This is a genomic window from Chloroflexota bacterium (assembly GCA_016197225.1).
Taxonomy (GTDB): Bacteria; Chloroflexota; Anaerolineae; order Anaerolineales; family VGOW01; genus VGOW01.
This window is the reverse complement of sequence record JACPWC010000030.1, coordinates 17,715-30,503: the sequence shown is the minus strand read 5'-3', so window position 1 is coordinate 30,503 and position 12,789 is coordinate 17,715. Positions and strand designations below refer to the sequence as shown.

General features: G+C 60.0%; 13 protein-coding genes. 7 read left to right on the top strand and 6 right to left on the bottom strand.

Features of this window, described 5'->3' with window-relative positions:
• Positions 1–329 precede the first annotated feature (329 nt).
• Positions 330–1,301, top strand: a complete 972-nt coding sequence (locus tag HYZ49_05615; GenBank protein MBI3241754.1) for an aldo/keto reductase — start codon at positions 330–332, stop codon at positions 1,299–1,301.
• A gap of 95 nt (positions 1,302–1,396) precedes the next feature.
• On the opposite strand, the gene HYZ49_05610 is transcribed toward HYZ49_05615, so the two are convergent.
• From HYZ49_05610 to HYZ49_05600, 3 genes are all read right to left on the bottom strand, one after another.
• Entirely contained in the window at positions 1,397–2,032 is a 636-nt protein-coding gene (locus tag HYZ49_05610; GenBank protein MBI3241753.1) for a LysM peptidoglycan-binding domain-containing protein, read from the bottom strand.
• A gap of 503 nt (positions 2,033–2,535) precedes the next feature.
• On the bottom strand, positions 2,536–3,234 hold the full coding sequence (locus tag HYZ49_05605) for a hypothetical protein (protein MBI3241752.1): 699 nt from the start codon (positions 3,232–3,234) through the stop codon (positions 2,536–2,538).
• Positions 3,235–3,391: 157 nt separating this feature from the next.
• Positions 3,392–4,777, bottom strand: a complete 1,386-nt coding sequence (locus HYZ49_05600; GenBank protein MBI3241751.1) for a BCD family MFS transporter — start codon at positions 4,775–4,777, stop codon at positions 3,392–3,394.
• A 71-nt stretch (positions 4,778–4,848) separates the two neighbouring features.
• Here HYZ49_05600 and HYZ49_05595 point away from each other — a divergent pair, with 71 nt between their 5' ends.
• The 5 genes from HYZ49_05595 to HYZ49_05575 all read left to right on the top strand — a co-directional run bounded on the left by HYZ49_05595 (position 4,849) and on the right by HYZ49_05575 (position 9,232).
• Complete coding sequence (locus HYZ49_05595) at positions 4,849–5,676, top strand: serine/threonine protein kinase (protein MBI3241750.1); 828 nt, start codon at positions 4,849–4,851, stop codon at positions 5,674–5,676.
• The gene (locus HYZ49_05590; GenBank protein MBI3241749.1) at positions 5,672–6,397 is read left to right on the top strand and encodes a (Fe-S)-binding protein; all 726 of its coding nucleotides are present in this window, start codon (positions 5,672–5,674) and stop codon (positions 6,395–6,397) included. Before HYZ49_05595 ends, HYZ49_05590 begins: the two co-directional genes overlap by 5 nt.
• A 61-nt stretch (positions 6,398–6,458) precedes the next feature.
• Positions 6,459–7,904 (top strand): iron-sulfur cluster-binding protein, encoded by a 1,446-nt coding sequence (locus tag HYZ49_05585; protein MBI3241748.1) that lies wholly within the window; start codon positions 6,459–6,461, stop codon positions 7,902–7,904.
• A gap of 6 nt (positions 7,905–7,910) precedes the next feature.
• Positions 7,911–8,576 carry a lactate utilization protein gene (locus HYZ49_05580; protein ID MBI3241747.1) on the top strand — a complete coding sequence of 222 codons (666 nt, stop codon included), beginning with the start codon at positions 7,911–7,913 and terminating at the stop codon, positions 8,574–8,576.
• Positions 8,577–8,596: 20 nt separating this feature from the next.
• Entirely contained in the window at positions 8,597–9,232 is a 636-nt protein-coding gene (locus tag HYZ49_05575) for a 4-vinyl reductase (GenBank protein ID MBI3241746.1), read from the top strand.
• A gap of 258 nt (positions 9,233–9,490) precedes the next feature.
• Here the strand turns inward: HYZ49_05575 and HYZ49_05570 are convergent, their stop codons facing one another.
• Entirely contained in the window at positions 9,491–10,369 is an 879-nt protein-coding gene (locus HYZ49_05570) for a PIG-L family deacetylase (protein MBI3241745.1), read from the bottom strand.
• 48 nt (positions 10,370–10,417) lie between these two features.
• On the opposite strand from HYZ49_05570, the gene HYZ49_05565 reads away from it, so the two are divergent.
• Positions 10,418–11,248, top strand: coding sequence for a UbiA family prenyltransferase (locus HYZ49_05565; GenBank protein ID MBI3241744.1), 831 nt, complete (start codon positions 10,418–10,420; stop codon positions 11,246–11,248).
• On the opposite strand, the gene HYZ49_05560 is transcribed toward HYZ49_05565, so the two are convergent.
• Both HYZ49_05560 and HYZ49_05555 read right to left on the bottom strand, forming a co-directional pair.
• Entirely contained in the window at positions 11,249–12,034 is a 786-nt protein-coding gene (locus tag HYZ49_05560) for an enoyl-ACP reductase (protein MBI3241743.1), read from the bottom strand.
• 75 nt (positions 12,035–12,109) lie between these two features.
• Positions 12,110–12,694, bottom strand: coding sequence for a DNA-3-methyladenine glycosylase (locus tag HYZ49_05555; GenBank protein MBI3241742.1), 585 nt, complete (start codon positions 12,692–12,694; stop codon positions 12,110–12,112).
• Positions 12,695–12,789: the final 95 nt, after the last annotated feature.

Sequence of the window (12,789 nt, the reverse complement as noted above, 5' to 3'; positions counted from 1 at the left end):
ATATCCACAGCCCCTACGACGACGATGGTATCCACCCAATCTCCCGCAAGGGAACAAATTGCACCTTAGCCCAAGCCCTTTTTGTGTCTTGACAAAGGGGGCCACTATAACTTGCTTTAGTAACGATTGCGGTTTGGCTTCCGGTGGTCTGAGTAGCACTAGTATTGGACGCAGCGTCACCTTTAAGAGTTGGCGGTGGGTTTAGCATTCCACAAGCAGCAGCCAATAGACAGAAAACAATTTTAAAGATGAGCGAAAATGTGCGCATGTATGGATTTTAGCATGAAGTCAAAACAAGACTCTCTAAGCGCTCTGATGGAGGAAACTAAATGCGCTACCGCACCTTCGGCAGAACCAACTGGCAAGTCAGCGACATCGGCTACGGCATGTGGGGCATGGGCGGCTGGACGGGGTCGGACGACGACGAGTCCAGGCAGTCACTCCATCGCGCCGTCGAACTCGGCTGTAATTTCTTCGACACGGCCTGGGCTTACGGCCAGGGCCACAGCGAAAAACTGCTCGGCCAGCTTGTCCGCGCCCACCCGGACAAGCGGCTGTACACCGCCACCAAAATTCCGCCCAAGAATTTGAAGTGGCCCGCCCGCCGCGAGTATTCGCTCGATGACACCTTCCCGCCCGATCACATCCGGCGCTACACTGAAGCCAGCCTGAAGAATTTGGGGCTGGAGAGCGTTGACCTGATTCAGTTCCACGTTTGGGATGATAGCTGGGCCGACGATGAGCGCTGGCAGAAGGCGATGGCCGATTTGAAGCGTGAGGGCCTGATCCGGGCCGTCGGTATCAGCCTCAACCGCTGGGAACCGGAGAACGCCATCCGCGCTTTGCGAACCGGCCTGGTTGATGCGGTGCAGGTGATCTACAACATCTTCGATCAGAATCCCGAAGATGAACTTTTCCCGGTTTGTCGTGAACTCAATATTGCCGTCATCGCCCGCGTGCCGTTCGACGAAGGCACGCTGACCGGCACGCTGACGCGCAATAGCAAATGGCCGGAAGGCGACTGGCGCAACGGTTATTTCAACGCGGAGAACTTGAAGGCCAGCCTCGAGCGAGTTGAAGCCTTGCGCCTGCTAGTTCCAAACGATATGACAATGTCAGAGATGGCCTTGCGCTTCATCCTCGCCAACCCGGACGTGAGCACTATTATTCCTGGCATGAGGAAACTCAAGCATGTGGACTTAAACCTCGCCGCCAGCGAGGCCGGACCGCTCGATCCGGCGCTAGTTGAAAAGTTGCGGCCTCATCGCTGGGTGCGGCGGCCAACCGGCTGGTCGCAATAGTCACCTGCCTCAAAAAAACAGTCGCTCCTGCCGGTTGCCCGGCAAGAGCGACTATTAGTTTCCCTCAACGTCAGGGACGATTTGGAAGGGCAAGCTTACTTGGTGACGACGGTGACCACCACCGTGTAAGCCGCAGAACCGCTTGGCGACGCCACCGTGATCAGATAATCCTGAGTCGCGGGCAATGTCCCCGTCCACTTCCGGTCTTCATTCTCCAGCCGCTTGAGCGGTTGGCCGTCCGTCACGCCTTGTACCGCAAAGTTGGCCTTCTTATCCTTCGAGATGATCTCCACCGTCATCTGCTGGCCCTTGAGGGCGCGAAGCACGTACTGGTTGCGAGCCGGGGCTGTCACTGTCCCCTCCACCGAGCCGGAGATTGCGCCCTTGACGAAAGAGATGCGTTGCGGTGCCGGTGTGGCCGTCGCGGTCGGGGCCGGCGTGGCGTTGCTCGAGGCCGGGATGCACAGAACCTGACCGACGTAAATCTTGTTGGCGTTGGTAATGTTGTTCGCTTTGGCGATCTTGTCCCAGGTCATGTTGTACTTTCGCCCGATGAGGTAGAGAGTCTCACCGCGTTTGACTGTGTGCTGGGCCTGGCAACTGGCCGCGGAAGCAGAGGCAAAGGTGAAGGCCAGGCTACTGAACAGAATCATCAGCGCCAGCGACAGCAGAATCGCTTTCTGGCCCAGGCCGGCCAGTCGGCGGGTGTTGAAATAGTGTAAAGCTTGCATGATAGAACTCCTTTATTGATAATAAGTTAGTATTGCAACGGTGAACCGGATTGAACGCGACCGAAGAGGCGCAACCGGGCGATTCGCCAGCGGGCGCACAATTTGCCGGACTCCGACACCAGCGATTTTCAGCTTTGGTTCAAGGGGTGATCGGGCAGATTAAGTGACGGGTAGTGCGTCGAACGAGTAAGCGTTCTTGGGTGTTCATCTGTTGCGCTGGTTAGACGAAACGATGGTTGTGTTGGTTCCCAACAGTTCATCAGATGTTCGCATTCAGCAGACTGTTGTATCGGCAGGCGCGCTTGTATTACACAACCTGCCCCTGACCAAAGCACCAGTGCTCGCGGCCTTGCCGTAACCCGGCTTCGTTCAACGCTGAGCGTTGCTGGCCTACATTGCGCTTCCGGCTCAGGCGGCTAGTGCGCCTCAGCGGAAGTCTTCCATGTGTCCAGACCGACGCGGTTTCCGAAACCGCGTCGGTCTCGTATTTCCGCCGCGCTGTGCTAGCGGAATGACTCAAGCAAGTCGAACAATTCCCCTGCCGTCAGACTTTCCAGAATATGCCCCTCGCCGGGAAGAACTTTAAGCGTCACCTTCCCGCCGAGTTGCGTCAACGTTTTCTCCGTGTCCTGCATTGCCTCCAACCAGCCAGTATCCTCGCCGCCCACAAACATGGCCACCGGAATGTTCACCAGCGACGATAGCTTCTGTTGATCGGCCTCGGTTTGCGGGAAGCCGGGCAGGACGAGGAGCGACTTGAATAGTTCCGGGTTGTTGCCAATGATGCGGAACGCGCTCAGGCCGCCATTGCTGATCCCGGCCAGATGATATTGGCCGCCTTCGGGTTTGTAGGTCCTGGCCGTCTCTGCCAAAAACTCCGGAATGAGGCGCTCCGACCCGCTGAAGAACAGCACGCCGCCCGGCGCGGCCGGACTGAGCACAACCCAGCCGCGATTGATGCCCTCAGCCCAATAACGATCCAGCAACGCTTGAACCAGGTCTTTGCCTTGCCCGCCGGGCGGCAGGGCCAGCAGGATGGGATATTCCTTTTGCGAGTCAAAATTGTCGGGCAGGGCGATGGCATATTCCATCTTCGTGCCATCGGCTGAAGCGAATGTCTCAAAATGGATCGATCCGGTTGATGGCGTCGCGGCCTCAGCCGTGATGCCTGGTTCAGATGAAGGCGTGTTAGTGGCCGCCACAGATGTATTCGACGGTGAAGCCGCCGCGGCGGGGTTGGGCGTTGGTTGGCTGGTCGGCGATGGACTGCCAGCGCAGGCTGTCAGGATCAAGCCAATGAGACTCAGCCATAATATTGTGTTTTTCATTCGCGCTCCATGAACTGGCGCTCGCTCTCGGTCAGAGGCTGAGGTCGGCGCTCACGACGCTCTGCTCGCTGCGGGCGCGGCCCACCCGCCGACCAAAGCCCAACACGTCCACCCGGGCCAGGGCAAAAACGGCGGCGGCCAGACCGAGGGCTTCCAGCCCGAAGATCAGGCCATAGCTCAGGCCAAGTGAATTAGTGAGGGCGAGCAGAACGTCTCGCAGGATGCCGCCGAGGCCGATCCCAATTCCCCGCGAGAGGAGAACGCAGATCGTCCACAAGCCGAGGTAGGTTCCAGCTTCGGAGTCAGAGGTCATGGCGATCAACAGGCTGAAGCCGCCGAAGGTGTACAGGCCGAAGCCAATGCCGAAAATGACCAGGGCAATTTGCAAGACCCGCACCTGCGCGCCGAAGGCTGAGGCGGCCAGGACGATCATGCCAACCGACATGAGGCCCAGGCCGATCTGCGTGATCCGGACTTGCGCCTCAGGCGGGCGGCGGCGAAACCAGATGGCGCTGCCGATCAAAAAGATCACCGTGGCCGTTTGCCAGTAGGCCGAGTAGCGCGTGGTTTGCTCGATGTCCTGCTTGAGCACTTGCGCGCCGAACGGCTCCAGGATGGCGTCTTGCGCCCAGGCCGCCAGCGTTGCCAGGGCCAGAAACACAAAGAATCGTTGCGTGTCCGGGTCGCGCCAAATTTTGCGAAACGTGACCCCGAAGCTGAACGCTTGCCGCGCAGTCTCGCGGCGGGGCGTCGAGTGCCGTTGCTCCATCCCGGCCACAGCAAAGAACCAGAAGAAGGCGCTGATGCCCATAGTCGTCAGCGTCACTGCCCAAAAGGTTGCCAGGCTGTAGTGACTCATGGCTCGCCCCAGGCCGATGGCGGCGATGGGGAACATGACAATAAGCGCCGTCTCCATCATGCTGATGGCAACTCCCTGCCGTTGCCGGGGAACCGAGTCTCGCACCAGCGCCAGGAACGGACTGCCGGAAAGCAGGGTGCCGGTGCCATACATGACAAAGCACAAAATGGCGACGAGCCAGCCGGCCACGTCGCCGCGATCCATAGCAAAGCGCGAGAGGCTTAATGGCAACAGCGGGTACGAGAGGACAACTAACAATCGTCCAGCCCAAATGTAGGGCGTGCGATGGAGACCCAGCCAGGGGCGGGTGTCTGACCAGTATCCGGCCCAGAGGCCCAGCGGGGCAATGAGATATCGCAGAGCAATCAGCAAACCGACCGGCGTCGCGCTCAAGCCCAGTTCGTTGATCATGATCCGGTTCCAGATGCTGGTCACTAGAATGTCGCCCAGGGCCGAGCCGATTTGAAATGTGGCCAGGCGCAGCAGGCGCGTCAGGCGAAAATTGATCTCGGCAGGCCGGGATGTGTTGGCAGTAGTATTGGTGGTTGTAGAATTCATGGGTGGGTGACAGTATTCTACCCGGTTTGAATACGATTGGCACAGATTGCTTTGTCGGATAAAATCAGGCCATGCCCGTGCAACCCGGCCAGACCCTTGCTTCCCGCTATCGCATTGACGCTCAAATCGGTAAGGGCGGCACGGCCACCGTTTACCGGGGCTACGATCCGGCCATGGATCGAGTCGTGGCGATCAAAGTCTTTCCGGATGACGCGGTGACTGGCGAGGAAGCGGCCCGCCAGTTCGCCACCGAGCTTCGGGTGATCGGCCAGCTTGAACACCCCCACATCCTGCCCATTTACGATTGCGGCCATCATGGCCGTATTCCCTTCATCGTCATGCGCTATGCAGATCGCGGTTCGCTGGCCGGCGAAATGGAGCAGGGGCGGCTTCCCCTGGATCGCGTCCTCGATCTGGCCGATCAGATCGCGCGTGGCCTGAGCTATGCCCATCAGCGAGGCATGATCCATCGCGACATCAAACCGCAGAACATTCTGGTGGAAGCCAGCGGCGACGTTTACATTGGCGACTTTAGCCTGGCGGTGTTGCTGACCTCGTCACAGGCCTTCGACGCCCAGACTACGACCGGCACGGCTTATTACATGTCGCCGGAGCAGTGCAAGGGCGCGCTCGTGGATGTGCGTTCCGATATTTACTCGCTGGGCGCAATGCTCTACGAAATGTGCACCGGCCACCGCCCGCACGAAGGCCCGAACTGGGCCGAGATTGTGGTGAAGGTTCTCAGTGAAGACCCGCCGCTCCCGCGCACCTACAACCCTGATTTGCTCGAACACACTCAGGATGTGATTTTGAAGGCGATGGCCCGCAACCCTGAAGAACGCTTTGCCACCGCGCTCGAATTGTCTGCCGCCCTCCGTGACTCCCTCCACAGCGATTAAAACCGTTCAGCTTTTCATCACCTGTATCCTCGACGCCCTGTATCCAGAAATTGGCGAGGCCGCAGTGACGGTGCTGGAGCGGCTCGGGCTGAGGGTGGAGTTTCCGGCGGCTCAAACGTGTTGCGGCCAGCCCGGCTACAATGCCGGGTATCGCGCCGAGGCGCGCTGGGTGGCTTTACACTTCCTCGACGTGTTTGCCGAAACGGACGGCCCCATCGTCACCCCGTCCGGTTCGTGCGCGGCGATGATCAAACATGGCTACCCCGACTTGTTCGCCGACGACCCGCTGAACCTGCTCAGAGCCAAAGCGGTTGCCGCCCGCACCTTTGAATTCTCACAATACCTTGTTCGCCAGCTTGGCGTGACCGACGTCGGCGCTCGCCACGACGGGGTTTTGACTTATCATCCCTCATGCCACCTTTTGCGCGGCCTGAACGAGCGCGAAGCGCCGCTCACTCTGCTCCGGCACGTTCGCGGCGCAACGTTGGTGGAATTGCCCGGCGCGGAAGAATGCTGCGGCTTCGGCGGGCTGTTCTCGGTGAAGATGGCCGACGTTTCGAGTGAGATTCTGGCGCGCAAGATGAGCAATCTTGGCGTCAGTGCCGCGCCGCTGGCCGTGACCTGCGACGCGGGTTGCCTGACTCATATTAACGGCGGCTTGCACCGGGCGGGTGTATCGCAAAGGGTTATTCATCTGGCGGAGATACTGGCGAAACAGTAGGCGGTAAGCAGTTGGCAGTGTTCTGCCACTGGCTTCCGCTGACTGCCTTCGATCCACTGGCATGTCTTTCTCCTCTCGGATTACTACCGCTCTGGCGGATTCCAACCTGCAGGTCGCCCTCGACGGCAACTTTGAGCGTTCGCGCACCCAGCGCATGAATGCCATGGCCGCTTTGCCCAACGCAGACTTGGTGCGCGACCGGGCGCGGGCGATTCGGATCGAAGCCCTGAGCCGCCTCGACACGTACCTGCTCCAACTGGAAGCGGCGGTGCAGGCCAGGGGCGGCGTCGTTCACTGGGCCGCCACCGCCGCCGACGCCAACCGTATTGTATTAGAGATTGTCCAACGTAAGGGCGACGTTACGTCGCCCCTTGTCGCCAAATCCAAGTCAATGGTCAGCGAAGAGATTGGGTTGAACGCGGCTTTGGAGAAGGCCGGCCTGCGAGTGGTTGAAACGGATCTCGGTGAATACATTGTGCAGTTGCGAGGCGAACGCCCGTCACACATCGTCGCCACAGCCATTCACCTGAGGCGCTCGGATGTGGCAACCCTGTTTGAAAAGCACCTCGGCCTGCCCCGCACCGATGACATCCCGACCCTGACCGCCGCCGCCCGCAAAGCCTTGCGCGAAGTCTTCGTCAAGGCCGACATTGGCATCTCCGGCGTGAACTTTGGCGTGGCCGAGAGCGGCACGCTCTGCCTCGTCACCAACGAAGGCAACGGGCGGCTGTGCACCACCCTGCCCAAAGTTCACATTGCCCTCATGGGCATTGAACGTGTCGTGCCTACGCTGGCCGATCTCGAAATCATGTTGCGCGTTCTGGCCCGCTCAGCCACCGGCCAAAAAATAACCGGCTACACCAACCTGCTCACCGGCCCGCGCCGTCGAAGAGACGAACCTGACGGCCCGGACGAACTGCATCTCATTCTGGTAGACAATGGCCGCTCGCGCGTGCTGGGCAGTGAACTGGCGGAGTCGCTCTTGTGCATTCGTTGCGGCGCGTGCCTCAACATCTGCCCGGTCTATCGTGAGATCGGCGGGCATGCTTACGACGCGGTTTATCCAGGGCCAATCGGGGCCGTCGTCGCCCCCGCGCTCGGCGGCTTCACCGAGTTTGGCGAGCTGGCGGGCGCATCAAGCTTGTGCGGTGCGTGCCAGGAAGTCTGCCCGGTTCGTATTGACATCCCGACGATGTTGTTGAAAGTGCGATCAGCGCACGTTGAAGAGACGGGCGGCGATGCTGCCTGGCTCGGCCCGGCCATGAAGCTTTGGTCTTTTGCGATGCGGTCACTGCCGGGCTATCGCCTCTCGCTCTGGCTTGGGCGGCTGGGGACTCGCTTGTTAGCCCGAAACGGCTGGGTGCGAAGACTCCCCGGCCCGCCCGGCGGCTGGACGCAGTCGCGTGATTTTCCGGCGTTGGCGAGGAAGTCGTTTAGAGCCAGGTTTGTGGAACGACAGACGACAGACGACAGACGACAGACGATGGACGACAAACGTAAAACGTAAAACGTCATGCGTGACTCAATTCTTTCCAACATCCGCCAATCGCTGAACAAGGCGAAGGGCTTGCCCCAATTCTTCAATCCTCCGATTCTCCCCGTTTCCACGCCTGTTGATCGCGAAACACTCATTGCCCAATTCGCCGCCGAGTGGCAAAAGCTGGGCGGGCGCTTTGAGCGAGTGAAGGCGGATGAAGCAGTGGCGCGAACGATTGCCTTGCTGACCGAGTCCGGTGTAAAACGGGTTCTGGCCTGGGAGGCCGACTCTCTGCCCCGACCGCTGGCTGACCTTCACGGGGCGCTCCGGCACGAAGGCTTTACGCTCGTAGACCAGATGATTTCGCGCGAAGAGGGGTTGAGACAGAAACAGGTTGAGGTGTTAGAGACGGCTGAAGCAGGACTCACGGGCGCAGTGGCGGCCATCGCTCAGGTGGGCGGAGTTGTCGTCAAATCCGGGGCGGGGCGGGGGCGGCTGGCTTCGCTTCTCGCGCCGCTTCACATCGTCTTCCTTGAGGCCGACCGGTTCCATCCAACTTTGGCCGATTGGTGGCCGAACCTTGATGTCGAAGCCAGCAACACCGTCGTCATCGCCGGGCCGAGCCGCACGTCTGATATTGAACGGGTGCTGACGCTGGGCGCGCACGGCCCGAAACAAGTCATTGCGATTTGCGTGGATTAACGTGTATACTTTGCCGAAACATGCAACCTGTTGTTGAAGCGCCCCCCACTTTTTTTTACCCCAACCGAATAGGCCGCGTGATTCTGGTGGCAATGGAATCGGCGATGGGCGCTGACCGATTCAGGGAAGTGCTGGCCACGGCCGGGCTGGAGCATTTGCAGAAATTGCCGCCCAACAACCTGGACAAGAAGTTTCCGTTTGAGTGGGTGTCGGCCCTGCAGGAGAGCACCGAGAAGGTTTATGGCGAGCGGGCCGGGCGGGCGCTGAACACGCGGGTGGGGCGGTTGTGTTTTAGCAACGGCCTCAACGAGTTCGAGCCGGTGCTGGGCATTGGCGACCTGCCTCTGCGAATCATGCCGCTGGGCATGAAGTTTCGCGTGGGCCTGGAAGTGTTCGCCCGCGTCTTCAACCAGTTCAGCGATCAGGTGGTTAACCTGGCCGACGCCACCGATCAGTTTTTGTGGGTCATCGAACGCAACCCGGTCTGCTGGGGAAGACACACGACCGAGCCGTGTTGCCATTTAGCTATCGGCATTTTGGAAGAGGCCATCTTCTGGGGCACGGGCGGGCGGCGTTACCGGGTGGAAGAGACGGAGTGTATCGCCGTCGGCGCGCAAAGTTGCGTCTTCAGGATTGATAAACAGCCTTTGGAATAAAGCCACGACCTGTCAGGTCTTTACGAAACCCCTCATAACTGACTTGAAAATGTAGAGCGAGTTGTCAACTCGCTCTACAATCACCCCATTTTCATGTGTGGCGGTGAATGCAGTTCATGAAAACTGCTCAGGCCAGTCTTTCAGAACGCAGATAAACGCTGATACAACGCAGGTTTTCGCTGATCTCTTTTTGTTCGTATCCGCGTCCATCGGCGTTTTTTCTGCGAAATCTGCGTTCCGGTTTTTGCCCCTGAGCAGTTACACCCCCTCAAACAAATCCCTCTCCCTCAATCGCTGACCCGCCGGAACTTGCGGGTAGGCGCGCATGAACGAGTCGAACTGTCCCCTTAACCCCATCAACTTGAAAAAGATGGACAGCGGCCCCCGGCGCGGCGGCCCGCCGCCGAGTTGACTCTTATGGCACTCCGAGGCCTTGTTTCTCACCTCCGACAGTTCGCCCGTTACTTCAATTGAGGCGTGCGTGGGAAAGTCAACGTCGGTCAGACTTAACAAGTCAATGTCCTGATTGCGGCCAAACTTGCGCGGGTCGCGGCCAAACAGGGGCAGGACGCGGACGGCCAGCTTGAGAAAGCCCCGGCCAAAGATCGGGTAGTACAGTTTTTGTGGAAAGTGATCCGCCAGGCCTTCAGAATCGGGAAAGGCGTTCGGGTCTCTCATGCGCTCGAAGAACATCACCGTGGCTTTGTTGAGCATGATGTGATCGGGATGGCGGTAGCCGCCGATGGTGTCGTGGGTGAGCACAACCTGGGGCTTGAGTTTGCGGACGAAGTGGGCGATGCGGGCGGCCACGGCTTCCACCGGTTGGGCCGACAGCGCCTGTGGGTGGCGGTTGTCGTCCGAGCCGGCCATCCCTGAGTCACGAAAGCCCAGATGGTGAATCCCGGCCAGCCCCAATTCTTTGGCGGCGCAGGTCAGCTCCGCCCAGCGCATGTCGCCCACCGAGTCAAAGCCCTGCATGTGTTCGGCGTCCGCCGAGCCGATCTCGCCGCGCGTGCCGCACAAATAATGCACTGCGACTCCGGCGCGGGCGTATTTAGCCAGCGTGGCCCCCGGCCCGAAACTTTCGTCGTCGGGGTGGGCGAGAATGACAAGCATAACGCGATTTTGTTCCGTCATCAATTTACTCCTGAGATAATTTTGGCGGGGGCAAGTATAATCTACTCTATGCTCTGGCAACAGATTCGATCATTTCGTTTGCACCTGGCCATTTGTGCGGCGGCGGGGGCGTGGGCGCTTCCCACCTTCCTCGGCGCTCAACCCGGCCTCTGGCCGCCCGTCATCGCCTTCGTCCTCATTCTGGCCCTTTATCAATTCAACCGCCTGAGCGACAGGGTCGAAGATCGACTCAACGCGCCGCAAGAGTACGCTTCGTCGGTGGAAGGCAGGCGGCTGATTCAGGTGGTGGCGGTCGTTGGATTGATTTTGGCCTGGGGGCTGGCAACCTTAGGCGGTTTGATCGCCATGGCCATTGTGGCCGCCGTGTCGGTCGGCGTGTTTTACGGCCAGTCGTTTGGGGCGTGGCCCCGGCTCAAAGACCGCTGGTACCTCAAGAACATTTTGCCTGCCGGGGCGTGGGCGCTGGTGATGCTAGGCCTGGGCCTGGCCTTTGCCGGGGCGACGCCCACGCCCGCCGCCGCCTTCGTGTATTTCTACGTGACCGGCGCGGTGTGGATCGTGGATATGTTGAACGACTTGCGCGACATGTTGGGCGACCGGGCGCGGGGGAGCGTGACCGTGCCGCTGTGGCTGGGGCCGCAGGCGACGATTCGATTCGCGCAAGGTTTTAGTTTAGTCCTGGCGCTGGGCGCAGGCTTGATGACGGCGCTCAGCCTCCTGCCGCCGCTGGGCTGGCTGTTGGTTTATCACGGCCTCGCCCTCAGCATCTACGCGCACGTCTTCGGCAGTTCCGGCTACGTGCGCGACAGCCACACCCTGACGATTGCCAACGCTTTGCACTTGACGATTCTGGGGGTGGCGAGTTTGTTGTTGAGGTAACTACTCCTTCCCTCCCATCGAAATCCCAATCACATTAAACCCGGCATCCACGTAGTGAACTTCGCCCGTCACCCCAGCGGCCCAATCGGAGCAAAGGTAGAGGGCGGCGTTGCCCACGTCGTCAATGGTCACGTTGCGGCGCAGGGGGGCCATGTTCTTGAATTCGCCGTACATGGCTTTGAAGCTGGAGACTCCGGCGGCGGCCAGGGTGCGGATCGGCCCGGCGGAGATGGCGTTGACGCGAATGTTGTTCGGCCCCATGTCGGCGGCCAGGTAGCGCACCGAGGCTTCGAGCGCGGCTTTGGCCACGCCCATCACGTTGTAATGCTGGACGGCTTTCTCAGCGCCGTAGTAGGTCAGGGTGAGCATCGAGCCGCCAGGCTTCATGAGCGGCAGGGCGGCGCGGGCCATCGCCGTGAACGAGTAGCACGACACGTCGAGGGCCAGGTGGAAGCCGGCGCGGCTGGTATTGTAATAGGGGCCGTTTAGCTCGTCGCGGTTGGCAAAGGCCACGGCGTGAATCAAGATGTCAATCTGGCCGAAGGTTGCTTTGGCTTTCTCGAACAAGGCGGCGATGTCTTCGTCCTTCGTCACATCGCACGGCTCGACAAAGGTTGAGTCGACGGAGTCAGCCAGCGGCTTGACCCGCTTGTGCAACGTTTCGCCTGCATAACTGAAACCCAGAGTCGCGCCTTCGCGATGCAGGGCCTGGGCGATGCCCCAGGCAATTGAGTGATCGTTTGCCACGCCAAAAATCAATGCAGTCTTGCCGGTGAGTAGTCCCATAGCAGTCTCCATTTCAATAGAACGCAGATAGATGCTGATAGCACGCTGATGTTTGCTATTTTACCAACACTTGTCTCATTGTCTCATTGTTTCATTGTTCGTTGAGAAGTTCCAGGGCTTGCTCAGCCAGGGTTCGGGAGTGTTGCCGAGTCCCACACGGGGGGCGGCCACCACGTCCGAGTCGGGGACGGCGTTTCCGGCCTCGATAAACATATCCGAGTCGCGGGCGCAGAGATCGATCCCGTTCCAGCGTTTGTCAATGCCAAGCGCCTGCGCGATCTTGGCCGGGCCGTCGGTGAGGTGGTCGGCCCGGCCTCGCCGCCGCCGCATGGCCGCCGCGCCTTCCGTCGCCGCGATCCCGCGTAATAACACCGCCGCCGGGTAGCCGTTGCGTTCGGTGACGATGTTCATCATCCAGTGCATACCGTAAGTGAAATAGACGTAGAGATGGCCGGGCTGCCAGTACATCACCTCGGTGCGCGGGGTGCGCCCGACTTTCGCGTGGCAGGCCAGGTCTTCTTCGCCCACGTAAGCTTCCACTTCGGTGATGAGGCCTGAGAGCCGGCGGCCACGCTCGACCTTGACGAGTCGTTGCCCCAGCAATTCGCGGGCGACAACGAGAGTGGGGCGATTGAAAAAGGATCGGGGCAGGCGCGACATGCGAGAGATTTTAGCATGGGTGTGGTACGATCTCGCCGGACGACGGACGAACGACGATGGACGAAGCCGCCGCCTGCCGTCATTCGCTCATCGTC

Coding starts and splice junctions, on each gene's coding strand:
- HYZ49_05615 (MBI3241754.1), top strand. CDS start 330: ATGCGCTACCGCACCTTCGGCAGAACCAACTGGCAAGTCAGCGACATC.
- HYZ49_05555 (MBI3241742.1), bottom strand. CDS start 12,694: ATGTCGCGCCTGCCCCGATCCTTTTTCAATCGCCCCACTCTCGTTGTC.
- HYZ49_05570 (MBI3241745.1), bottom strand. CDS start 10,369: ATGACGGAACAAAATCGCGTTATGCTTGTCATTCTCGCCCACCCCGAC.
- HYZ49_05585 (MBI3241748.1), top strand. CDS start 6,459: ATGTCTTTCTCCTCTCGGATTACTACCGCTCTGGCGGATTCCAACCTG.
- HYZ49_05580 (MBI3241747.1), top strand. CDS start 7,911: ATGCGTGACTCAATTCTTTCCAACATCCGCCAATCGCTGAACAAGGCG.
- HYZ49_05565 (MBI3241744.1), top strand. CDS start 10,418: ATGCTCTGGCAACAGATTCGATCATTTCGTTTGCACCTGGCCATTTGT.
- HYZ49_05600 (MBI3241751.1), bottom strand. CDS start 4,777: ATGAATTCTACAACCACCAATACTACTGCCAACACATCCCGGCCTGCC.
- HYZ49_05575 (MBI3241746.1), top strand. CDS start 8,597: ATGCAACCTGTTGTTGAAGCGCCCCCCACTTTTTTTTACCCCAACCGA.
- HYZ49_05610 (MBI3241753.1), bottom strand. CDS start 2,032: ATGCAAGCTTTACACTATTTCAACACCCGCCGACTGGCCGGCCTGGGC.
- HYZ49_05560 (MBI3241743.1), bottom strand. CDS start 12,034: ATGGGACTACTCACCGGCAAGACTGCATTGATTTTTGGCGTGGCAAAC.
- HYZ49_05595 (MBI3241750.1), top strand. CDS start 4,849: ATGCCCGTGCAACCCGGCCAGACCCTTGCTTCCCGCTATCGCATTGAC.